Annotated in this window: 16 protein-coding genes; 9 read left to right on the forward strand and 7 right to left on the reverse strand. The window is 62.0% G+C overall.

Annotation, left to right across the window (positions count from 1 at the left end; translation table 11 throughout):
• Positions 1-83: 83 nt before the first annotated feature.
• The 3 genes from hemH to HFO71_RS23730 all read left to right on the forward strand — a co-directional run bounded on the left by hemH (position 84) and on the right by HFO71_RS23730 (position 2,801).
• The gene (hemH, locus tag HFO71_RS23720) at positions 84-1,118 is read left to right on the forward strand and encodes a ferrochelatase (RefSeq protein ID WP_132612298.1); all 1,035 of its coding nucleotides are present in this window, start codon (positions 84-86) and stop codon (positions 1,116-1,118) included.
• A 183-nt stretch (positions 1,119-1,301) separates the two neighbouring features.
• The gene (locus HFO71_RS23725; RefSeq protein ID WP_132612300.1) at positions 1,302-2,342 is read left to right on the forward strand and encodes an SPFH domain-containing protein; all 1,041 of its coding nucleotides are present in this window, start codon (positions 1,302-1,304) and stop codon (positions 2,340-2,342) included.
• Between the two features lie 3 nt (positions 2,343-2,345).
• On the forward strand, positions 2,346-2,801 hold the full coding sequence (locus HFO71_RS23730; protein WP_168335882.1) for an NfeD family protein: 456 nt from the start codon (positions 2,346-2,348) through the stop codon (positions 2,799-2,801).
• A 14-nt stretch (positions 2,802-2,815) separates the two neighbouring features.
• Here HFO71_RS23730 and HFO71_RS23735 read toward each other — a convergent pair whose 3' ends face one another.
• A complete protein-coding gene (locus HFO71_RS23735; RefSeq protein WP_221968354.1) occupies positions 2,816-3,811 on the reverse strand; it encodes a KpsF/GutQ family sugar-phosphate isomerase in 996 nt (331 codons plus the stop codon).
• Positions 3,812-3,987: 176 nt separating this feature from the next.
• Between HFO71_RS23735 and HFO71_RS23740 the strand changes: the two genes are divergently transcribed.
• Positions 3,988-5,529 carry an outer membrane beta-barrel protein gene (locus HFO71_RS23740; protein WP_221988440.1) on the forward strand — a complete coding sequence of 514 codons (1,542 nt, stop codon included), beginning with the start codon at positions 3,988-3,990 and terminating at the stop codon, positions 5,527-5,529.
• Between the two features lie 68 nt (positions 5,530-5,597).
• Here HFO71_RS23740 and galU read toward each other — a convergent pair whose 3' ends face one another.
• Positions 5,598-6,485 carry a UTP--glucose-1-phosphate uridylyltransferase GalU gene (gene galU / locus HFO71_RS23745; protein WP_027667749.1) on the reverse strand — a complete coding sequence of 296 codons (888 nt, stop codon included), beginning with the start codon at positions 6,483-6,485 and terminating at the stop codon, positions 5,598-5,600.
• A gap of 203 nt (positions 6,486-6,688) precedes the next feature.
• Here galU and HFO71_RS23750 point away from each other — a divergent pair, with 203 nt between their 5' ends.
• Both HFO71_RS23750 and HFO71_RS23755 read left to right on the forward strand, forming a co-directional pair.
• Positions 6,689-7,912: a lytic murein transglycosylase gene (locus HFO71_RS23750; RefSeq protein WP_077979509.1), complete on the forward strand. Its 1,224-nt coding sequence runs from the start codon at positions 6,689-6,691 to the stop codon at positions 7,910-7,912.
• A 94-nt stretch (positions 7,913-8,006) separates the two neighbouring features.
• A complete protein-coding gene (locus tag HFO71_RS23755; protein ID WP_221968351.1) occupies positions 8,007-9,248 on the forward strand; it encodes an SGNH/GDSL hydrolase family protein in 1,242 nt (413 codons plus the stop codon).
• 189 nt (positions 9,249-9,437) lie between these two features.
• Here HFO71_RS23755 and HFO71_RS23760 read toward each other — a convergent pair whose 3' ends face one another.
• Positions 9,438-10,892 carry a glutamate synthase subunit beta gene (locus HFO71_RS23760; RefSeq protein WP_026158876.1) on the reverse strand — a complete coding sequence of 485 codons (1,455 nt, stop codon included), beginning with the start codon at positions 10,890-10,892 and terminating at the stop codon, positions 9,438-9,440.
• Positions 10,893-11,112: 220 nt separating this feature from the next.
• Complete coding sequence (gltB, locus tag HFO71_RS23765; RefSeq protein WP_221968349.1) at positions 11,113-15,837, reverse strand: glutamate synthase large subunit; 4,725 nt, start codon at positions 15,835-15,837, stop codon at positions 11,113-11,115.
• 538 nt (positions 15,838-16,375) lie between these two features.
• On the opposite strand from gltB, the gene HFO71_RS23770 reads away from it, so the two are divergent.
• Positions 16,376-17,428, forward strand: coding sequence for a threonine aldolase family protein (locus HFO71_RS23770; protein ID WP_221977692.1), 1,053 nt, complete (start codon positions 16,376-16,378; stop codon positions 17,426-17,428).
• Positions 17,429-17,478: 50 nt separating this feature from the next.
• Here HFO71_RS23770 and HFO71_RS23775 read toward each other — a convergent pair whose 3' ends face one another.
• A complete protein-coding gene (locus tag HFO71_RS23775; protein ID WP_077979508.1) occupies positions 17,479-18,333 on the reverse strand; it encodes a LysR substrate-binding domain-containing protein in 855 nt (284 codons plus the stop codon).
• Positions 18,334-18,378: 45 nt separating this feature from the next.
• Between HFO71_RS23775 and HFO71_RS23780 the strand changes: the two genes are divergently transcribed.
• A complete protein-coding gene (locus HFO71_RS23780) occupies positions 18,379-19,428 on the forward strand; it encodes a bile acid:sodium symporter family protein (protein WP_221968347.1) in 1,050 nt (349 codons plus the stop codon).
• A gap of 61 nt (positions 19,429-19,489) precedes the next feature.
• Here HFO71_RS23780 and HFO71_RS23785 read toward each other — a convergent pair whose 3' ends face one another.
• A complete protein-coding gene (locus HFO71_RS23785) occupies positions 19,490-19,960 on the reverse strand; it encodes an Hsp20 family protein (RefSeq protein WP_221968345.1) in 471 nt (156 codons plus the stop codon).
• A 402-nt stretch (positions 19,961-20,362) separates the two neighbouring features.
• Between HFO71_RS23785 and HFO71_RS23790 the strand changes: the two genes are divergently transcribed.
• A complete protein-coding gene (locus tag HFO71_RS23790; RefSeq protein ID WP_132612316.1) occupies positions 20,363-21,337 on the forward strand; it encodes an alpha/beta fold hydrolase in 975 nt (324 codons plus the stop codon).
• Positions 21,338-21,385: 48 nt separating this feature from the next.
• Here HFO71_RS23790 and hisN read toward each other — a convergent pair whose 3' ends face one another.
• Positions 21,386-22,159: a histidinol-phosphatase gene (gene hisN, locus HFO71_RS23795; protein WP_221946881.1), complete on the reverse strand. Its 774-nt coding sequence runs from the start codon at positions 22,157-22,159 to the stop codon at positions 21,386-21,388.
• Between the last annotated feature and the right edge of the window lie 157 nt (positions 22,160-22,316).

Below are 22,316 nucleotides of genomic sequence, written 5' to 3' on the forward strand. Positions count from 1 at the left end.
GGGCCGGCTTTTCTTTCTATAGGGTGAACCGCGATCTCCAGGCTGCGTATGAGCCGATGGGACAAATGAACATTGGGACCAAGATGACAGCAGATATTTCACTCCGCCCGACGGACCATCCGGCCGTCAAATTTGGTAAGGTCGGTGTGCTGCTGGTCAATCTCGGCACGCCTGATGGCACCGACTATACCTCGATGCGCCGCTATCTCAGGGAATTCCTGACCGATCGCCGCGTCATCGAATGGTCGCCCTGGAAGTGGTATCCGATCCTGTTCGGCATCGTGCTCAACACCCGCCCGCAGAAGGTCGGTAAGGCGTATGAGCTGATCTGGAACAAGGAGCGGAACGAAAGTTATCTGCGCACCTATACCCGCAACCAGTCGGCGTTGATGGCCGAGCGCCTGAAGGATCTTGATAACGTCAAGGTCGACTGGGCGATGCGCTACGGCACACCGTCGATCGCCTCGCGCATCGACGCGTTGAAAGAAGAAGGCTGCGACCGGATCGTGCTCTTCCCGCTCTATCCGCAATATGCGGCGGCGACGACCGCCACCGTCAACGACAAGGCCTTCCAGAAGCTGCTCTCGATGCGCTGGCAGCCGGCGCTGCGCACCGTTCCCGCCTATCATGACGACGAGACCTATATCGAGGCGCTCGCCACGTCCGTCGAAAGGCATCTTTCGACGCTCGACTGGAAGCCCGAGATGCTGCTGGCCTCCTTCCACGGCATACCGATGTCCTATTTCAAGCAGGGTGATCCCTACTACTGTCAATGCCAGAAGACCGGCCGGCTGCTGCGCGAGCGGCTCGGGCTCACCAAAGAAAACTTCATGGTCACCTTCCAGTCTCGCTTCGGGCCGGAGGAATGGCTGCAGCCCTATACCGACAAGACCGTGGAAAAGCTCGCCAAGGACGGCGTCAAGCGCATCGCCGTCATCAATCCCGGCTTCGTCTCCGACTGTCTGGAGACGCTGGAGGAGATCGCCGAACAGGCCGCCCATTCTTTCCACGAGAACGGCGGCGAGAAGTTCGCGCATATTCCCTGCCTCAACGACGGCGAGGACGGCATGAAGGTGCTGGAAAAGGTCGTCCGCCGCGAATTGCAGGGCTGGATCTGAGAAACTTTTTCAGCAAACGGTGCCGCGCGGATAGCTGGCGAAGGCCTGAATAACTCAACCGAGATGAAACCTCCCTCTCATGCGGATGTGTGGCATCCGTGTGGCATTTCTTCCTCGCAAAGAACATGCTACCCCACCACATCAGTTGGGCAGGCGCGCACGCGCCGATAGGAGGAATTCTTCATGCTGTTCGGCGGCTTCGACATCGTCGTGATCGTGCTGGTCATCTTCGTCATCCTGGTGCTCTTTGCCGGGATCAAGACCGTGCCGCAGGGCTACCGCTATACGATCGAGCGCTTCGGGCGTTATACCCGCACGCTGGAGCCGGGCCTCAACCTCATCACCCCCTTCATCGAGCGCGTCGGCGCCAAGTTGAACGTGATGGAACAGGTGCTGAACGTGCCGACCCAGGAAGTAATCACCAAGGATAATGCCTCGGTTTCGGCCGATGCCGTTTCCTTCTATCAGGTGCTGAACGCCGCCCAGGCTGCCTATCAGGTCTCCAACCTCGAAAACGCCATCCTCAATCTCACCATGACCAACATCCGATCGGTCATGGGTTCGATGGATCTGGATGAACTGCTCTCCAACCGCGATGCGATCAACGACCGGTTGCTGCGCGTCGTCGACGAGGCCGTGCATCCCTGGGGCATCAAGGTCACCCGCGTCGAAATCAAGGATATCCAACCGCCGCGCGACCTGGTCGATGCGATGGCCCGTCAGATGAAGGCCGAGCGCGAGAAACGCGCCCAGGTGCTGGAAGCCGAAGGCTCGCGCAATGCGCAAATCCTCAGAGCCGAAGGCGCCAAGCAATCCGCCATTCTCCAAGCCGAAGGCCAGCGCGAAGCCGCCTTCCGCAATGCTGAAGCCCGCGAACGCCTGGCCGAGGCCGAAGCCAAGGCGACGAAGATGGTCTCTGAAGCGATTGCCGCCGGCGACATTCAGGCGATCAACTATTTCGTCGCCCAGAAATACACCGAGGCGCTCACCTCGATCGGTTCGGCGCCCAATTCCAAGATCGTGATGATGCCGATGGAAGCCTCTTCCATCCTGAGCTCGCTCGCTGGTATCGGCGCCATTGCCCGCGAGGTCTTCGGCGATGCCGGCAACAGCCCGTCGACGCCGCTACCGGTACCGCCGCGTCCGCGCACCACACCGGCGCGCTCGACGCCGCCGATCAATCCGTCGACCCCCAATCCTTTCAATCCCGAGCAGGAGCGCTAAGCCATGCTGGCGAAGATCGTCGCCGAACTCGGTCCGTGGAGCTGGTGGGTCGCGGGCCTCGTGCTGCTCGCCGCGGAAATGATCGTTCCCGGCTTCTTCCTGGTCTGGATCGGCCTTGCCGCCTTGATCGTCGGCGCGCTGTCGCTGCTCTTCTGGGACAGCGCCTTCTGGGTCTGGGAGTTACAGGCGATCCTTTTTGCGCTTCTCGCCGTTGCCACGACCTTCGCCGGCCGCCGGCTGACGCTGCGCAACGCCACAACCGACGAGCCCTTCCTCAATCAGCGCGGCGCCAGCCTCGTCGGTCGCACAGCGACGCTGCACGAACCGATCCGTGAGGGCCGCGGCCGAATCCGACTCGACGATACGCTATGGCAGGTGATGGGACCTGACCTGCCCGTCGGAACACAGGTGAAGGTGGTTTCGAGCAACGGCCGCGACCTGATGGTGGAACCCGTCTGATCAAACGAGCCTGATCAGGCGACGCCGATCCGCAGCAGGTCGTGGAAATGCACCAGCCCGACCGGCCGGCGGTCGTCGTCGATGACGATCAACGCACCGATGTGATGCTGGTTGAGCAGCGCCAGGGCCGCGGTCGCCAGCACCGTCGGCTTCACCGTCTTCGGCGTCCGCGTCATGATGTCGTCGACGGTAAGCTCGGCAAGATTGCGCGTCAGGTTGCGTGCCATGTCGCCTTCGGTGACGATACCGCAGAGCCGCCCATCCTCATCAAGCACGCCGACGCAGCCGAAATGCTTGCGCGACAGCACCGTGATCGCCTCCGGCATCGGTGTACCCGTGGCAACGAGCGGCAGCCGCTCGCCGGTATGCATGATATCGCCGACATGCATCAGGCTCGCACCCAACTTGCCGCCGGGGTGGAAGACGTGGAAATCCGTGGCGGTAAAGCCGCGCGCCTCCAAAAGCGCCACCGCCAGCGCGTCGCCGATTGCAAGCTGCATCAGCGTCGAGGTCGTCGGCGCCAGCCCATTGGGGCAGGCCTCCTGTTCGTTCGGCATCAGAAGGACGATATCGGCGGCGGCCGCAAGCGAGGAACCTTCGCTGCAGGTGATCGCGATCAGCGGAATGGAGAAGCGCCGCGTGAAGGAAATGATGCTCTTGAGCTCGGCGCTCTCGCCGCCTTTGGAAATCGCCAGCACGACGTCGTCGCGCGCGATCATCCCGAGATCGCCGTGATTGGCCTCCGCCGCATGTACGAAAAAGGCGGGCGTCCCGGTTGACGCGAATGTCGCCGCGAGCTTGGCGCCGATATGCCCGCTCTTGCCGACGCCGGTGACGATCACGCGGCCGGAGATGTCGCCGATGACTTCGACGGCCCGTGTGAAAGGACCGGCTAATCCGTTGTCAAAAGCACGTTCGAGCGCTTCAAGACCGCGTCTTTCGGTCTCTATCGTGCGTTTTGCCGATTCGAGCACGCTGTTTTCAACGAGGTTGATCGCTCTTCTGTTCATGAAATTGCGTTAGACCTTTTCACTTTCCAAGTCCACCCCGCACGATTTCCGACCCGCACTCTTTCCGATCCCCCGCTCTTTCCGAATTGTGAACAGCGCCCGCCGCCGGCAACGAATGGTTAACCACAAGGCTTTACCTTTGGGTAAGAACCGAAAGCATGTCAGGCGCGAATTGCATGGGCCAGCCAAAACAGACGAGCAGTGTGACGCCGCTCCGCGCCATGAGCTGTGCCGTCTCTTTTGCTGTGCTCGGTGGCCTGTTTCTCAGCCAGCCGGCAGCCTTCGCGCAGTCCGCCTCGACACAGCCGGCAAACAGCCGCTCCGCCGCCTCTCAGGATAACCGCGCCACCAACAATGCCGCATCCGCCCCCGATTTCGAGGACGAGACCGGCGATACCGCCATTCCTGCAGCAAACGGCGCGACCGCGAACGCGGACGATGCCCAGCAGCGGCCTGCCATACCGGACGCGCAAGCCGGCGACGACATTACCGGTTCCATCCTCGACGAAGAGATACGCCGGCTGAACACCCGTGAAGCGCCGGTCGACGAGGCGCTGCCGCGCCGCAGGACTGCCGAAAGTGCCTCGACAGCGGAAACGCCGGGAATCCCGATCGGCACTTTCGTGCTCCGCCCGAGCGTCACCCAGAGCATCAATACCGAGACCACCAAGGACGGCAATACCAGGCAGCGGCGCGCCTTTCTCGAAACGGATGCGGCAGCGACACTGACTTCCGACTGGGGCCGGCATCAGTTGACCGTGACCTCGGAAGGCGCCTGGCAGAAGAATGTCAGCGGCGAGGGTGAGGAACAGCCCTCCTTCAAGATCAACAGCGATCTCAGGCTCGATCTTCCCGACGACACCACGGCGCACCTCATCGCCGGCTATAATTTCTACCGCGAGGACACCGATGATCCCGACGCGATTACCAACGCCGCGCAGCAGTCGGACGTCCAGGAATTTTCGGCCGGCGCCTCCGTCCAGCGCGATTTTGGCATCCTGCGTGGCACGACGGCACTTGCGCTGACACGCTCGATTTATTCGGACGCTAAACTTTCGAACGGCACGACCGTCTCCCTCAGCGACCGCAATCAGACGACGGGCACGTTGCGTGGCCGTGTCGGCTACGAACTGTCCCCCGCGCTCATCCCCTTCATCGAGGCCAACATCGGCCGCACGGTGTATGACGAAACGCAAGATTCCGCCGGTTACGAGCGTTCCGGCCATAGCTATGGCGCCAAGGCAGGCGTCGAGGTCGATCTCGGCGAAAAGCTGAAGGGTGAAGTCGGTGTCGGCTACGAGATGGCGGATTTCGAAGACAACCGCCTGTCCTCGATCGATACCGCCACGCTTGATGCGAGCCTGCTCTGGTCGCCGATCCGCGGCACCGATGTCAATCTCGACCTGCAGACAAGCATCCAACCCTCGACCACGGCAGGCGAAAGCGGCTACGTCTCGCACGCGCTGACGACGACGGTCACCCACCAGCTGCGCGACAATCTGGTCGGGACGATGATCGGCGGGATCATATGGCGCGATTATCCCACGGACAGCACCATCAACGACGAGCTCGTCTATACCGCCGCGACCGGCCTGACCTGGAACATCAACCGCTATCTCGATCTGACCAGCACGCTCGGCTACGAGCTGACGACGCGCAAGGAAGGCACCGATTCGCAGCAATGGCGAGCCGGCGTCGGTCTCAAGCTGAAACGCTAAGAATGACGGAAAATAGAGCGCCGCGCATCCGTTAGGACACGCGGCGCCTATCGCGTTGAATCTGCGACTTATTTCAGGCCGGCCAGCAGTTCCCTGAAGCCGCCTTCGACGGAGGGGCGGATATCGGCGCGTTCGAGGGCGAAGGCGACGTTCGCCAGGATGAAGCCGTCCTTGGCGCCGCAGTCGTAAGTCGCGCCGCGGAAGTGGTAACCTGCAAAATCCTGTTCCTTCAGCAGCTTCAGCATGCCGTCGGTGAGCTGGATCTCGTTGCCGGCGCCGCGCTCCTGGGTTTCAAGGATCTTGAAGATCTCAGGCTGCAGGATATAGCGGCCGTTGATGAAGAAGTTGGACGGTGCCGTTCCCTTGGCGGGCTTTTCCACCATGCCGGTGATGCGGAAGCCGTCGCCGATCGCCTCGCCGACGCCGACGATGCCGTATTTATGCGCCTGATCTGGCGCGCATTCCTCGACGGCGATGATATTGCCGCCGCTCTGGGCATAGAGGTCGATCATGCCCTTCATGCAGCCCTTGTCGCCCTTCATGATCATATCGGGCAGCAGCAGAGCGAAGGGCTCGTCGCCGACGATCTCGCGGGCGCACCATACGGCGTGGCCGAGGCCGAGCGGTTCCTGCTGGCGGGTAAAGCTCACCGTACCTGCCTTTGGAAGCTGCTGCTGCAGGAGCGTGATTTCCGCCTTCTTGGCGCGCTCCTTGAGCGTCTGCTCGAGTTCGAAATGAATGTCGAAATAATCTTCGATGACGTGCTTGTTGCGTCCGGTGACGAAAACCAGATGCTCGATCCCGGCTTCGATCGCCTCATCGACGACATATTGAATGATCGGCTTGTCGACCACGGTCAACATTTCCTTCGGAACAGCCTTTGTTGCCGGAAGGAACCGCGTCCCCAACCCTGCTACCGGGAAAACTGCCTTACGAACTTTATTGTGATGCGCCACACAGGCCTCCTGCTTTGACTATATCGCCTTTTAAATAAAGCCGTTCACGTCTGACTAGTATAGAATTGCAACTGTTTTGCAACTGGTGACCTCAGCGGACGGTCATGGTAAAGATTTTGTTGACTCCGTTCCTGTAGTCTCGGGTCTGGGCGGACATGACGCCCTGCTACGCCTGAAACTGAAGATGTGGGATACGACTGTCGATGACCCAGAATCACAAAAACTCCCTTCGTGGTCTTGCGCTCGCGCTCATTGTCGCAGCCCAGGTAGGACTGGTCCCCGACAACGCGAAAGCTGATTCCCGGTTCCAGAAATGGATCGCGGATTTTTACCAAACTGCCGCTCAGAGTGGCATCAGTAAGGCAACCTATCAAAAGGCCTTTTCCGGGGTGAGCGAGCCCGATCCGACCGTGCTCGAAAAAGCGGCCTACCAGCCGGAATTCACCTCGAAGATCTGGGACTACGTCGATTCCCGCGTCAATCCCTATACCGTCAAGATCGGCCGCGAGATGGCCGCCAAGCACGCAAGAACGCTCGCTGCAATCGAGCAGCGCTTCGGCGTCGACAAGACCATACTGCTGGCTATCTGGTCGATGGAATCGAATTACGGCGCGGTCCTCGACAAGGACGACCGGCTGCACTATGTGCCGCGCGCCCTGGCAACGCTTGCCTATGCCGATCCGAGCCGTGCCAAATTCGCCAAGAAACAGCTGGTCGCCGCGCTGAAGATCCTGCAGAACGGCGACGTGCCGGCACGCGAGATGACCGGCTCCTGGGCCGGCGCCATGGGCCACACCCAGTTCATTCCGACAAGCTACCTGCTTTATGCAATCGATGCCGACGGCAACGGCCATCGCGATATCTGGAACTCGATCCCCGACGCGCTGGCGACCTCGGCCAATCTCTTGATGAAGAACGGCTGGGACACCGGCAAGACCTGGGGCTACGAGGTCGTCGTTCCCGCAGCCGCCGCCAAGCAGGCCGGCAAGACCCACACGCTGGCCCAATGGGCGGCACTCGGCCTGACACGCCCGAATGGCAAGGCCTTCCGCGAGAGCGGCACCAAAGCCGTATTGAAGATGCCGGCCGGGCCCAGTGGCCCGGGCTTCCTGATGACTGCCAACTTCTTCACCATCAAGAACTACAATGCCTCGGACAGCTACGCGCTTGCCGTCGGCCTGCTGGCCGACCAGATCGCCGGCTACGGCGGCATGCAGCAGCGTTGGCCGCGCCCGAACGGCGCACTCGACATCACCGAGAAATTCGAGCTGCAGACCCGTCTGAAGACGCTCGGCTATTACAATGGCGAGGTCGACGGCAATTTCGGCTCGGGTTCGAAGGCGGCGATATCGGCCGTGCAGTCTCGCATCGGCATGCAGCCGGACGGCGAGCCCTCGCTGCCGCTTCTGAACGCACTTCGTCGCTAGAACACGACACCGAAAAGTAAGCGCTGATTGGAAGCGGCGGAACCGTGACCTACATAAAAAGCTGGAGTGGACGCTGGCCTGCCCCGCGTGCAAGATGCCGGCAGATGCGGAACTGCCCATGACGAAGAAATTTGATCGGACCCGTAAAATCCGCTGGCTCGTGCTCGCCTTGGCGGCGGCTTCGCTATGCCTTGGCGTGTCTGCGCCGGTGCATGTCGCCGAAGCCCAGGAGCAGCGCTATCAGCGCCGGTCGATCTTCGATTTCTTCCTTGGCCGACGCTATCTCGACGACGGCCCGCAAGCTCCTGACGTCCAGCAGCCGAGACGCCAGCAGCGCAAACGCCCGCCAGCGCAGAAAGCCATCGTCAATACCCGCACTGCACCGCCGGTCCGCGCTCCCGTACAGGAGGAGGAGCCGGTCGTACAGAAGCTCGGCGACGCCCGAAAGATCCTGATCGTCGGCGATTTCCTGGCCAGCGGCCTCGGCGACGGCCTCACCGCCGCCTTCGAGACCTCACCGGGTGTCGTCGTCGAAGCCCGCGGCAACGTCTCCTCAGGCCTTGTCCGCGACGATTATTACGACTGGCCGGAACAACTGCCGAAGATGATCGACGAGCTGAAGCCGGCAATGGTCGTCGTCATGATCGGCGCCAACGACCGCCAGCAGATGGTCACCGACACCGCCAAGGAAAAATTCCGCACCGATGCCTGGTTCACCGAATACCGCCGCCGCGTGCTTTCCTTCGGCAAGGAGGTCACCGACCGCAAGATCCCGCTGCTCTGGGTCGGTCTTCCCGCCTTCGAATCCGATTCGATGACGGCCGATGCCGTCCAGATGAACCAGCTCTACCGCAACCAGGTCGAAAGCATCGGCGGCGAATTCGTCGACATCTGGGATGGTTTCGTCGATGAAAACGGCAACTTCATCGTCACCGGTTCGGATGTGAACGGCCAGCAGGTGCGCCTGCGCACCTCCGATGGCATCAACCTGACCCAGGCCGGCCGGCGCAAGCTCGCCTTCTATGTGGAAAAACCGGCCCGGCGTCTTCTCGGCACGCAGGCAAGCCCCGATCTGGTCCGCCTCGACTCCAGCAATCTGCCCGGCCTCGGCCTTCCCGCCAATCCGGTCGAACATACCGTGCCGATCAGTCTCTCCGATCCCAATCTCGACGGCGGCACCGAATTGCTCGGCGCCAGGCCGCCGCCTGTGGCTTTGACGCGGTCGCCGCGCGATCTCCTGGTCGAGCAGGGCGAGATGACGCCAGCACCTTCCGGCCGCGTCGATGATTACCGCCTGCCGGCGGTTAAGGCGCCGGCTGAAGTCTCGGTCAAGTGAAAAGGCCGCGCGGGGTGGCCGGCTCCTTCTGAGCCCGCGTCCGGCGGAAAATCTCGTTTCCCGGCATTGCCTGGGGCTTGCGGCACAGAGCCTCCGCGTCAAGCGGTCGCACTACAGCGCAGCGCACCATGAAAAAACTCCGCCGGAGCGGCGGAGTTCGTGTCTTCGGGAGGTCTGTGCGGCTGACGCTCAGTTCGGCAGGACGGTCGAGCCCATCAATTCCTCGTCGATCGCACGCGCCGCCTGGCGGCCTTCACGAATCGCCCAGACCACCAGCGATTGACCGCGGCGCACGTCGCCCGCCGTCCAGAACTTGTCGACCGAAGTCTTGTAGTCGCGGTCGTTGGCGACCACGTTGGTCGAGCCGCGCTTATCGGTGTTGAGCGTCAGCTTGCCGTCGAGCTCCTTCAGCACGCTGCCGGTAAACGGGCCGCGGAAACCGATGGCGATGAAGGCGAGATCGGCCCGGATGACGAATTCCGTGCCTGGAACCGGCCGCCGGCGCTCGTCGACCTCGCAGCACTTGACGCCGGTGAGCACACCGTCTTCGCCGACGAATTCAAGAGTGGCCACCTGGAATTCACGCACGGCGCCCTCGGCCTGCGAGGAAGAGGTGCGCATCTTCGTCGCCCAGAACGGCCAGACGGCAAGCTTGTCTTCCTTCTCCGGCGGCTGCGGCCGGATGTCGAGCTGGGTGACCCTGACAGCGCCTTGGCGGAACGCCGTGCCAACACAGTCCGAAGCCGTATCACCACCGCCGACGACGACGATATGTTTGGCGCCGGCAAGGATCGGGTCCGAAGGCCAGCCGACGCTGTCGATGTTCTCGCGACCGACGCGGCGGTTCTGCTGCACCAGATAGGGCATCGCATCATGCACGCCCGCAAGGTCGGTGCCTGGGATACCCGCCTCGCGCGGCGTCTCGGAGCCGCCGCAGTAAAGCACGGCGTCGTGATCGATGAGCAATTGCTCGACCTTGACGTCGACGCCGACATTGACGCCGCAATGGAAGGTGACGCCCTCGCCCTTCATCTGCTCGACGCGGCGGTCGATGAAGTTTTTCTCCATCTTGAAATCGGGAATGCCGTAGCGCAGCAGGCCGCCCGGCTTGGTCTCGCGCTCATAGAGATGCACCTCGTGGCCGGCGCGGCCGAGCTGCTGGGCGGCCGCCATGCCGGCGGGGCCGGAGCCGATGACGGCGACCTTCTTGCCGGTATGGACCGTTGCCGGCTGCGGCCGGATGAAGCCGAGTTCATAAGCCTTGTCGGCGATCGCCTGCTCGACCGTCTTGATGGCGACCGGCGCATCCTCGAGGTTCAACGTGCAAGCTTCCTCGCAAGGCGCCGGGCAGACGCGACCGGTGAACTCAGGGAAGTTGTTGGTCGAATGCAGGTTCTGGATCGCCGCTTCCCAGTTGTTGTTGTAGACGAGGTCGTTCCAATCGGGAATCTGGTTGTGAACCGGGCAGCCGGTCGGGCCGTGGCAATAAGGGATGCCACAGTCCATGCAGCGCGCGGCCTGTTTCTGCACTTCCGGGTCCGACATCGGGATCGTGAACTCGCGGAAATGACGGATACGATCCGACGCCGGCTGGTACTTTGCCACCTGCCGGTCGATTTCCAGAAACCCTGTTACCTTACCCATATTTTCGTCCCTTACCCTCATGACCGCCTCACCGCAGCCAATCTGTCTATCGTCAGTCCCGGTACCCGGGGCAAGTTGCTTGTCTTGACCGTCATTGGACCATATCCCCTGAAAGACATCCGGCGATCTGAACAGCTTTCGCCGTCGGTCGTCACGGGTCATCGAGATATTTTCGTCACCCGTCACCTGCAGTCGTCAGGTGACGGATGTCCGGTGCAATTCATTCCGCGGCGATGCCCATCCGGCTGCGCTCCATTTCCTCGAGCGCACGCCGGTATTCGACCGGCATGACCTTGCGGAATTTCGGGCGGTAATCGGCCCAGTTGTCGAGGATCTCAGTGGCGCGGGCCGAGCCCGTATAATGCAGATGGTTGGAGATCAGCTGGTAAAGGCGCTCCTCGTCATGGCGCGTCATGTCGCCAGAGACGTCGACGCGTCCCTTGTGCATGAGATCACCGCCGTGATGATGCAGCTTCTCCAGCATGTCGTCCTCCTCGGGCACCGGCTCGAGCTCGACCATTGCCATGTTGCAGCGGCTGGCGAAATCACCGGTTTGATCGAGCACGTAGGCGACACCGCCGGACATGCCGGCTGCGAAGTTGCGGCCCGTGGCGCCGAGCACAACGACGACGCCGCCGGTCATGTATTCGCAGCCATGGTCGCCGACACCCTCGACGATGGCGATCGCGCCCGAATTGCGCACGGCGAAACGTTCGCCCGCCACACCGCGGAAGTAGCATTCGCCCTCGGTCGCACCATAAAGCACGGTGTTGCCGACGATGATCGAGTCCTCGGCGACGATCCTCGAATTCTCCGGCGGCCGGATGATGATCTTGCCGCCCGAAAGGCCCTTGCCGACATAGTCGTTGCCGTCACCGATCAGGTTGAAGGTGACGCCGCGCGCCAGGAAGGCGCCGAAGCTCTGCCCCGCCGTGCCGCGAAGCGTCACGTTGATCGTGTCTTCCTTCAGACCGCGATGGCGATAACGCTTGGCGACCTCGCCGGAAAGCATCGCGCCCACCGACCGGTCGACGTTCTTGATGCCGACCTCGAAGGCGACGGGTGTCTTGGCCGTCAGTGCCGGTTGAGCCTGTTCGATCAGCACGCGGTCGAGAATGTCGTCGATCGGGTGCTTCTGCCGGCTCGTCCAGAAGGTCTCTTCCTTGGGAGCGTCGACCTTGTGGAAGATGCGGCTGAAGTCGAGGCCCTTCGCCTTCCAGTGGTTCAGCATCTCGTCCTTCTCCAGCAGCTCCGAGGCGCCGATGATCTGGTCGAGCCGGGTGAAGCCCAGCGAGGCGAGAATTTCGCGCACTTCGTTGGCAACGAAGAAGAAATAGTTGATGACGTGCTCCGGCGCGCCCTTGAAGCGCTTGCGCAGCACCGGATCCTGGGTCGCCACACCCACCGGACAGGTGTTGAGATGGCACTTGCGCATCATGATGCAGCCGGCGGCAATCAGCGGCGCGGTAGCAAAGCCGAACTCGTCGGCTCCGAGCAGCGCCCCGATAATGACGTCGCGGCCGGTCTTAAGGCCGCCGTCCACCTGCAGGGCGACGCGCGAACGCAGCCCGTTCAGCACCAGCGTCTGCTGGGTTTCGGCAAGGCCGATTTCCCAGGGGCTGCCGGCATGTTTGAGCGAGGTCAGCGGCGACGCACCCGTGCCGCCGTCGAAGCCGGCGACCGTGATATGGTCGGCGCGCGCCTTGGCGACGCCGGCAGCGACCGTACCGACGCCGACTTCCGAGACCAGCTTGACCGAAACATCGGCAGTCGGGTTGACGTTCTTCAGATCGTAGATCAGCTGCGCCAGATCTTCGATCGAATAGATGTCGTGGTGCGGCGGCGGCGAGATCAAGCCGACACCCGGTGTCGAGTGGCGGGTCTTGGCAACCGTCGCGTCAACCTTGTGACCCGGCAGCTGGCCGCCTTCGCCAGGCTTGGCGCCTTGCGCCACCTTGATCTGCAGCACGTCGGCATTGACGAGATATTCGGTGGTGACACCGAAGCGGCCCGAGGCGATCTGCTTGATCGCCGAACGTTCCGGGTTCATCGAACCATTGGCCAGCGGTATATAGCGGTCGGATTCTTCGCCGCCCTCGCCGGTGTTCGACTTGCCGCCGATCCGGTTCATGGCGATCGCCAGCGTCGTATGCGCCTCCCTGGAAATCGAGCCGAAGGACATCGCCCCCGTCGAGAAACGCTTGACGATATCGTTCGCCGGCTCGACCTCGTCGATCGATACCGGCGTACGGCCGAGCGCCTCGGCGCTTTTCATCTTGAAAAGACCGCGGATGGTGTTCATGCGCAGCGCCGAATTGTTCACCATGTCGGCGAATTCGCGGTAGCGGTCCTCGGCATTGCCGCGCACGGCATGCTGAAGGGCCGCAACCGCATCCGGCGTCCAGGCATGGCTTTCGCCGCGCATGCGGTAGGCATATTCGCCGCCGATGTCGAGCGTCGTGGCAAGAAGCGGATCGGTACCGAAGGCCGCGTTATGGCGGGCGACGGTTTCTGCGGCGATCGCCTCGAGGCCGACGCCTTCGATCATCGTCGCGGTGCCGAAGAAATACTTGTCGATCAGTTCAGACTGCAGGCCGATCGCGTCGAAGATCTGCGCGCCGCAATAGGACTGATAGGTCGAGATGCCCATCTTTGACATGACCTTGAGGATGCCTTTGCCGACTGCCTTGATGTAGCGGTAGACGATTTCGGTGGCATCCACTTCCTTCGGGAATTCGCCCTTGGCATGCATGTCGAGCAGCGTGTCGAAGGCGAGATAGGGGTTGATCGCCTCGGCGCCGTAGCCGGCAAGCAGGCAGAAATGATGGACTTCGCGCGGCTCTCCGGTCTCGACGACGAGACCGACCGAGGTGCGCAGCCCCTTGCGGATCAGATGGTGATGCACGGCAGCTGTGGCGAGCAAAGCAGGAATCGCGATCCGGTCCGGCCCGATCTGGCGGTCGGAGAGCACGATGATGTTGTAGCCGCCCTTGACGGCCGCTTCCGCGCGCTCGCAGAGCCGGTCGAGCATTTCGGGCATGCCTTCGGCACCACGCTCGATATCATAGGTGAAATCGAGCGTCTTGGTGTCGAAGCGGTCTTCCGTATGACCGATCGAGCGGATCTTCTCGAGATCGCCATTGGTCAGGATCGGCTGACGAACCTCGAGCCGCTTGGCGTTGGCCGCCCCCTCATGGTCGAGAATGTTCGGCCGCGGCCCGATGAAGGAAACCAGGCTCATGACCAGTTCCTCGCGGATCGGGTCGATCGGCGGGTTGGTCACCTGCGCGAAGTTCTGCTTGAAATAGGTGTAGAGCAGCTTCGGCTTTTCCGACATCGCCGAGATCGGCGTATCCGTGCCCATCGAGCCGATCGCCTCCTGGCCGGTCGTCGCCATCGGCGACATCAGGATGCGGGTATCCTCGAGCGTGTAGCCGAAGGCCTGCTGGCGGTCGAGCAGCGAAACGTCGCGGCGCAGCGCCCGCGGTTCGACCGGCTTCAGGTCTTCGAGGATGAGCTGGGTGCGGTTGAGCCAGCTGCGATAGGGATGCGCCGTCGCCAGTTGCGACTTCACCTCGTCGTCGGAGATGATGCGGCCTTCTTCCATGTCGATCAGCAGCATCTTGCCCGGCTGCAGGCGCCACTTCTGGATGATCTTCTCCTCCGGAACCGGCAGCACGCCGGCTTCGGACGCCATGATGACGCGGTCGTCATCGGTGACGAGGTAGCGCGCCGGCCGCAGTCCGTTGCGGTCGAGCGTCGCGCCGATCTGCTTGCCGTCGGTGAAGGCAACGGCAGCCGGCCCGTCCCAGGGCTCCATCAGCGCCGCATGATACTCGTAGAAGGCCTTGCGTTCGGCGGCCATCGACTGGTTGCCGGCCCAGGCTTCCGGGATCAGCATCATTACCGCATGCGCCATCGAATAACCGCCGCGCACCAGGAATTCGAGCGCGTTGTCGAAGCAGGCCGTGTCCGACTGCCCCTCGTAGGAGATCGGCCAGAGCTTGGAGATGTCCTCACCGAACAGCGGCGAGGAGACCGACGCCTGGCGGGCCGCCATCCAGTTGACGTTGCCGCGCAGCGTGTTGATCTCGCCGTTATGGGCGACCATGCGGTAGGGATGCGCGAGCTTCCATGACGGGAAGGTGTTGGTCGAGAAGCGCTGGTGCACCAGGGCGACCGCGCTTTCGAAGCGCGGATCCGACAGGTCCTTGTAGTAGACGCCGACCTGATAGGCCAGGAACATGCCCTTGTAGACCACCGTCGCCGACGACAGCGATACCGGATAGAAATTGCTCTCCTCGCCGTCGAACTCGTCATAGATGCGGTTGGAGATCACCTTGCGCAGCGTGAACAGCCGGCGCTCGAACTCGTCGTTGTTTTCGGCATCCTCGCCGGCCCCGATGAAGACCTGCACATGATGCGGCTCGGTTGCGGCAATGGCCGGCGCCTTGGAGAGCGAGGAATTGTCGACGGGCACGTCGCGAAAGCCGATGAAGACCTGACCTTCCTCGGTGATGACGTCCTTGATCACCTTCTTGAAATGCTCGATCTGCTTTTCATCGCGCGGCATGAATATATGGCCGACGCCATACTCGCCGACCGGCGGCAGGGTGATGCCCTGCTCGGCCATCTCCTCGCGGAAGAACCGGTCGGGAATCTGCACCAGGATGCCGGCGCCGTCACCCATCAGCGGATCGGCGCCGACGGCGCCGCGATGCGTCAGGTTCTCGAGGATGAACAGGCCATCCTTGACGATCTGGTGCGACTTCTCACCCTTCATATGCGCGACGAAGCCGACGCCGCAGGCATCATGTTCGTTGCGCGGATCGTAGAGGCCCTGCTTCTTCGGCAGGCCGGAGGCGGATTTGGACATATTGGCCGTCGCGCGCAGCTCTGCGGCAGCAAACCGGTCAACTTCCATGGATGGCGTCTTCGTCATCATCTTTCCTCCTGTCGAAGCCCGCGGGGCCGCGGGCGGCTTTTCGTCCCGCGCCGCAACCCGAAGATAGGTTCGGCGCATGACAGCGCTGTTGCATTGTGAAGATCGGCCGCAGACACCTGCTTTAAAGGAAAGCAAACCGTCGCGTTCCGCGCCTGCCATTCGCCTCCGCGCGCCGCCCCTTGAGGCTTGACGCTCGAAAGAACTATAGCGTGAAAGCCGGTCTGTTCCAGGGCTTTCGGCGCCTCTTCGGTCATAAAGGCCAAAATAGGACAGTAACACTGTCCTAATTCATCAGTTCTATGCCAGAAAGCATTCGGCTCTGCAAGAGCGGCCCGGCAAAAAACGTCAATTTGTGACGGAAGATTGCCTGCGTAGCGGTGATGACGAAATAAAATTACGTCAAGCAGTACTATTTTGTTTATTGATTGCGTAGTTCAATTTCTGTGATGTGTCGCGGGCGACAACCTTGATCCTGTGAAGCTTTGGCGTAATGTCCGCTGCGGACTTTGCCAACCCCTTACTTTCCCACGGTTTCCCCATGTTCTTTGCTTCCGATAACTGGGCCGGTGCCCACAAATCCATTGCCGAACGTCTGCTGACGGAATCGACCGGTTTTGCCGCGGCCTATGGCGCCGGCGATCTCGACAGGAAGGTCGAGGCGCGTTTTTCCGAGATCTTCGAGCGTGAGGTTTCGATCTTCTTCGTTGCCACCGGCACGGCCGCCAACTCGTTGTCGCTGGCGAGCGTCCAGCGTCCCGGCGGCATCACCTTCTGCCACTCGGAGGCCCATGTGATCGAGGACGAATGCGGCGCGCCGGAATTTTTCTCCGGCTCGGCCCGCCTCGTTGCCGTTGACGGCGAAGCCGGCAAGATCGATCCGGCAAAGCTTTCGGCGAAAATCGCAAGCTTTCCCGAGGACGCCGTCCATCATGGCCGCGCCAGCGCGGTGACCATCACCCAGGCGACCGAGATCGGCACCGTCTATTCCCTGCCGGAGATCGGCGAGATCGCCGCCATATCAAGGAGGCGCAATCTGCCGCTCCACATGGACGGCGCCCGCTTCGCCAACGCCTTGGTCGCACTCGGCGCCACCCCGGCCGAAATGACCTGGAAGCGCGGCGTCGACATGCTGTCCTTCGGCGGCACCAAGAACGGCTGCTGGTGTGCCGAAGCGATGATCTTCTTCAATCCGGATCAGGCCCGGGAAATGCCGTTCATCCGCAAGCGCGCCGCCCAGCTATTCTCCAAGTCGCGTTTCATCGCCGCCCAGTTCGATGCCTATTTCGAAAACGGTCTCTGGCTCGATCTTGCCCGCCATTCGAACGGCATGGCCGACAGGCTGCGCGCCGGCATCGCCACCAGCAACTCCGCCCGCCTCGCCTGGCCGACCGCGTCCAACGAAGTCTTTGCCGTCGTCAGCAAAAGTGCCGCAAAAATCGCGGAGGAAAAGGGCGCGAAATTTTACGCATGGCCGATCCCGGCGGCAATGCCCGAACTCGTTTCCGAAAGCGAAACCCTGATCCGCCTCGTCACCAGCTTCGCGACCACGGAAGCGGATGTCGATGGTTTCCTGAAGTGCTTGGCGGCCTGACCCTCCCGAAAGGCCTGCCTCTCCGGCGGCCTTTCGGTGATGGCAAAGCCTCACGCCGACCTCAGTCCCCTCACCTTTTGCAGAATATCCTCCGACAGTGCTGAAACCAGTGTCTGGTCCGCACCCTTACGCGGCACCAGCACGAATTCCACATCCTCCAGCACCGGAAGTCTTCCCGCAGCGATTTCCTTCAGACCTGAGGGCGCCATGCTGCGCGGCTGCACCAGCACGCCCATCCCGGCCCGCGCCGCCGCCGTCAGACCGCTCAGGCTGCCGCAGGTGCAGACGATCCGCCAGGGTACGCCGTTTCGCCCGAGTGCTTCCAGCGCGATCACCCGTGTGACGCTCGGCGGCGGAAAGGCGATCAGCGGCAAAGGGCCGGAGGCAAGCACACGCTCAGGATCGCGCGCCAGCCAGACGAGCGGCTCGCGATAGACGAGTTTTCCGCGCGCATCTCCTAGCCGGCGCTTGGCGAGCACCAGATCGATCTCACCATTGTCCTGCATCTCGTAAAGAACGCCGGACAGCGCCACTGTCAGTTCGAGGTCTACCGAAGGGTGCGAACGAACGAAATCCTCGAGCACCGCCGGCAGCTGGCTGGTGACGAAATCCTCCGACACGCCGAGCCGCAGACTGCCGCGCAGGCTGTTGTTCTTAAACAGCGACTGTACCTGCCCCTCGATCGAAAGCATGGCGCGCGCATGCGACAGCAGCGCCTCGCCATCGCCGGTCAGCATCACCTTATGCGTGTCGCGTGCCAGCAGCCTGCGCCCGAGTGCTGCCTCCAGTCGCTGAATGTGCTGGCTGACTGTCGACTGCCCGAGGCCCAGCCTTTCTGCGGCGAGCGTGAAACTGCCCATCTGTTCGACGGCGACGAAACTGCGCAATTGCGAAAGGTCCAACATGATCCAGCTTCTCGATAACTGTTATTCCTTGCATCCTGGATCATAATGGACGACAGAACAATGAATGTTTTATCAAGCCGCGAGACCGCCATGCGCCGCTTTCTGCCCGATACATTCACCATCCTGCTCGTCTGCACCGTCATCCTCGCCTCGTTGCTGCCGGCAAGCGGTACCTTCGCGGATTATTTCGGCATCGCCACCGACCTTGCCATCGCTCTGCTGTTTTTCCTGCATGGCGCCCGCCTGTCGCGCGACGTGGTCTTATCAGGCCTGCTGCATTGGCGCCTGCATATCGTCATCCTGCTGACGACCTTCGGCATCTTCCCGCTGCTCGGCATGACGCTCGGGCTGATCCCCGACACGATCCTGCCGCAGCCGCTTTATCTCGGCATCCTCTTCCTCTGCGTGCTGCCGTCGACGGTGCAGTCGTCGATCGCCTTTACCTCGATGGCGGGCGGCAACGTGCCCGCCGCTATCTGCTCGGCCTCGGCATCCAACATCTTCGGCATGTTCCTGACGCCGCTGCTCGTCGGCCTGCTGTTTTCCGTCGGCGGCCATGGCGGCTTCTCCTTCGACGCATTAGAGCAGATCCTGCTGCAGCTGCTTGCCCCCTTCATCATCGGCCAGATCCTGCAGCCCTGGATCGGCGACTGGATTCGCGCCAAGAAGAAGATCCTGATGCCTGTCGACCGCGGCTCGATCCTGATGGTCGTCTATCTCGCCTTCAGCACGGCTGTCGTCGAGGGCCTATGGCACACCTTCTCGATCGCCGATATCGCCGTCGTCATCGTCGCCGACATGGTTCTGCTGGCAATTGTTCTGGTGCTGACGATGTTCGGCAGCCGGTGGCTGGGCTTCAACAAGGCCGATCAGATCACCATCACCTTCTGCGGCTCGAAGAAGAGCCTCGCAAGCGGCGTGCCGATGGCGAACGTCATCTTCGCCGGCCAGTCGATCGGCGCGATCGTGCTGCCGCTGATGCTGTTCCATCAGATCCAGCTGATGGTCTGCGCCGTCATCGCACAGAAATACGCCGCCGCCGCGGCCCGCCGCGCAACGGACAAGGAAATCGACGAGGCAACCAGCCCGGCCTGAGCCCAAATAAAAAACGGCGCCCCATAGGAGCGCCGTCCGTTTTACCCGTAAGGGGGATCAATCAGCCGTTGATGATCTGCGCTTCGATGGCCTTCGGAGCCTCGACCGGTTCTGCGGCAATCGCGATCTTGCGGGGCTTCATGGCCTCGGGAATATTGCGCAGAAGATCGATGTGCAGCAGGCCGTTCTTCAGCGAAGCGGCGGTCACCTCGACATGATCGGCAAGTTGGAAGCGGCGCTCGAAGGCGCGCTTGGCAATGCCTCGGTAGAGGAATTCGCCGCTTTCGGCAGGTTCCTCGTTCTTTTCACCCTTCACGGACAGCACATGGGCATGGGCTTCGATCGAAAGTTCGGTCTCGTCGAAACCGGCAACGGCCATGGTGATGCGATAGGTGTTATCACCGGTGCGCTCGATATTATAGGGCGGATAGGTTTGCGCCTGCTCCGGCTGGGCAAGGCTGTCGAGCATGGTGAAAAGCCGGTCGAAACCGACGGTCGAACGATAAAGGGGAGAGAAGTCTACGTGACGCATGATGTCCTCCTGTGGAAGCGACGTGTTGCGATGAAATGCCCCTGAGACCCCATCATTGGCGGCCTTGGGACGGTTGCGCAGGCCCTGTTCGGCACCCGCAGAAAGGAAATGGTGATGGGATTCGAGGAGTTCAAGACCTTTTGCAATCGCCTTGATCGGCCCGTGAACCCCGCATGAACGACCGGTTCGGAGCACGTTCAGGCGCATTCGCCTAGGACTTAGGCGTCGGGTGAATCTGGTCCCGATGGCTGAAGTGCATCGTCCCTTCTTCTTCAGTCTCAACTTCGGCCGGCCGCGAGCACCCTCATGCTCCTGCCGGCCCTTTTCCCCACCGCTTTCCAAGCCGGATGCCATGCGCTATCCCTGATGCGAAGCAGTCAGCAGCGGCGCATTGGCAAAGTCATGGATCAGGTTCTCTATTCGACGCCCGATAATCCCGCCCCGGAAAACCGCACGGAGGGGTTCTTCGAAACCCATGACGGCCAGCAGCTGCGTTACGCCGTCTTCCGCTCGAGCGGCCAGATTGCCAAGGGCACCGTCGTCATCCTGCACGGCCGCAACGAATATATCGAGAAATATTTCGAAACGATCCGCGACCTGACGGCCAAGGGTCTCTGGGTCGCGACCTTCGACCTGCGCGGCCAGGGCGGTTCATCAAGGCTCATGAAGCGCCGCAACCACGGCCACATCCGCCGCTTTGCCGATTACGAGCGTGATCTCGATACCTTCCTGGAAAAGGTGGTGCTGCCGGATACCCGTCTGCCCTTCTATCTGCTCGCCCATTCCACAGGCGGCCTGATCGCACTCTCGGCCGCGCCCTATCTCACCACCCGTATCGATCGTATGGTGCTGTCGGCGCCCTTCATCGGCCTGACCGGCCAGTCGGCGTCGCCCCGCGTCATCCGCGCTCTCGCCGGCACGCTGACCGCCGTCGGCCTCGGCTTCCTGCCGCTCACCTCGAAACTGAAGGAGCCGAACTTCAGCGACAATCCGCTAACCTCGGACGAACACCGCTTCGAGCGCAATGTTGCAATGATGAAGGCCTATCCGGAATTGACGCTCGGGCCGCCGACGGCCCGCTGGCTGATCGAGGCTTTCCGCACGATGGACCGGGTCACCTCACCCTACCATCTCTTCTCGATCACCATCCCGACCATCGTCATCGCCCCGACGCGTGACGGTGTCGTGCCCTACACGGCGCAGGAGCGGCTCTCGCGTTACTTCCGCGCCGGCCAGCTGGTGCCGATCAACGGTGCTCGTCACGAGATCTTCCAGGAGCGCGATATCTATCGCGCTGCCGCCCTTGCCGCCTTCCACGCCTTTATTCCCGGCAGCGATGCCGAAGAAAACCAGGACGTCGCCGCCCTCGGTACGTGAGACGGATCGGCTTTGCCGACCGGGGGATCAGCGCTGCTGACCCTGGGATCAGCGCTGCAGGATGGCGATTGCCTGTTCGTAGACTGCCCGGCTGCCGGCAGCGATGATCGAGCCGCCGTTTTCCGGCCGTCCGCCGTCCCAGGTGGTGATGATGCCGCCCGCCCCCTCGATGACGGGAATGATGCCGCCGACGTCATAAGGCTTCAGGCTGTTTTCGACGACCAGATCGATATGGCCGGCGGCAAGCAGCGCATAGGCATAGCAGTCGCAGCCATAGCGGAACAGCCGCACCTGGCCTTCGATCTCGCGGTATTTCTCCATCTCCTCGCCGGCAAAGAGATGCGGCGAGGTGGTGAACAGGATAGCATTCGAAAGCGTGTCGCACTGGCGCGTCGCCAGCCGTCGCTCGCCCTCCGGCCCGATATAGATCGAGCCGTTCTGGTCGGCGAAATAGCGCTCGCCGGTAAAGGGTTGCTCGATCATGCCCATGATCGCCCGGCCCGCTTTCTGCAGGCCGATCAGCGTTCCCCACACCGGCACGCCGGAGATGAAGGCGCGGGTGCCGTCGATCGGATCAATCACCCAGACATATTCGCGGTCGAGCCCGATATCGCCATGTTCCTCGCCGAGAATGCCGTGGTCGGGGAAATTCTCTTCGATCAGCGCCCGGATGGCGAGTTCGGCCGCCCGGTCGCCCTCCGTCACCGGATCGAAACCGGAAGAAAGCTTGTTCGTGACATCGAGGCCGGAGCGGAAACGCGGCAGCGTTTCGGCGCGGGCAGCCTCCGCCAGGCGATTGAAGAACGAACGGTCAGGAAACATGTTGGATCCGTTTGGCTGGCGGGAGTGGCGCTTTTCATAGCGAAAAGCAACGGAAATGCAAACGCAGCAGGCAAATTGAGTTTAGTTGCACAAAGATATCGCAGCGCAATAAATTGCTTGACATTTGTGCAATGCAATAGTAGCGTCTTCATACAGT

The organism is Rhizobium laguerreae (assembly GCF_019778565.1).
GTDB lineage: Bacteria > Pseudomonadota > Alphaproteobacteria > Rhizobiales > Rhizobiaceae > Rhizobium > Rhizobium laguerreae.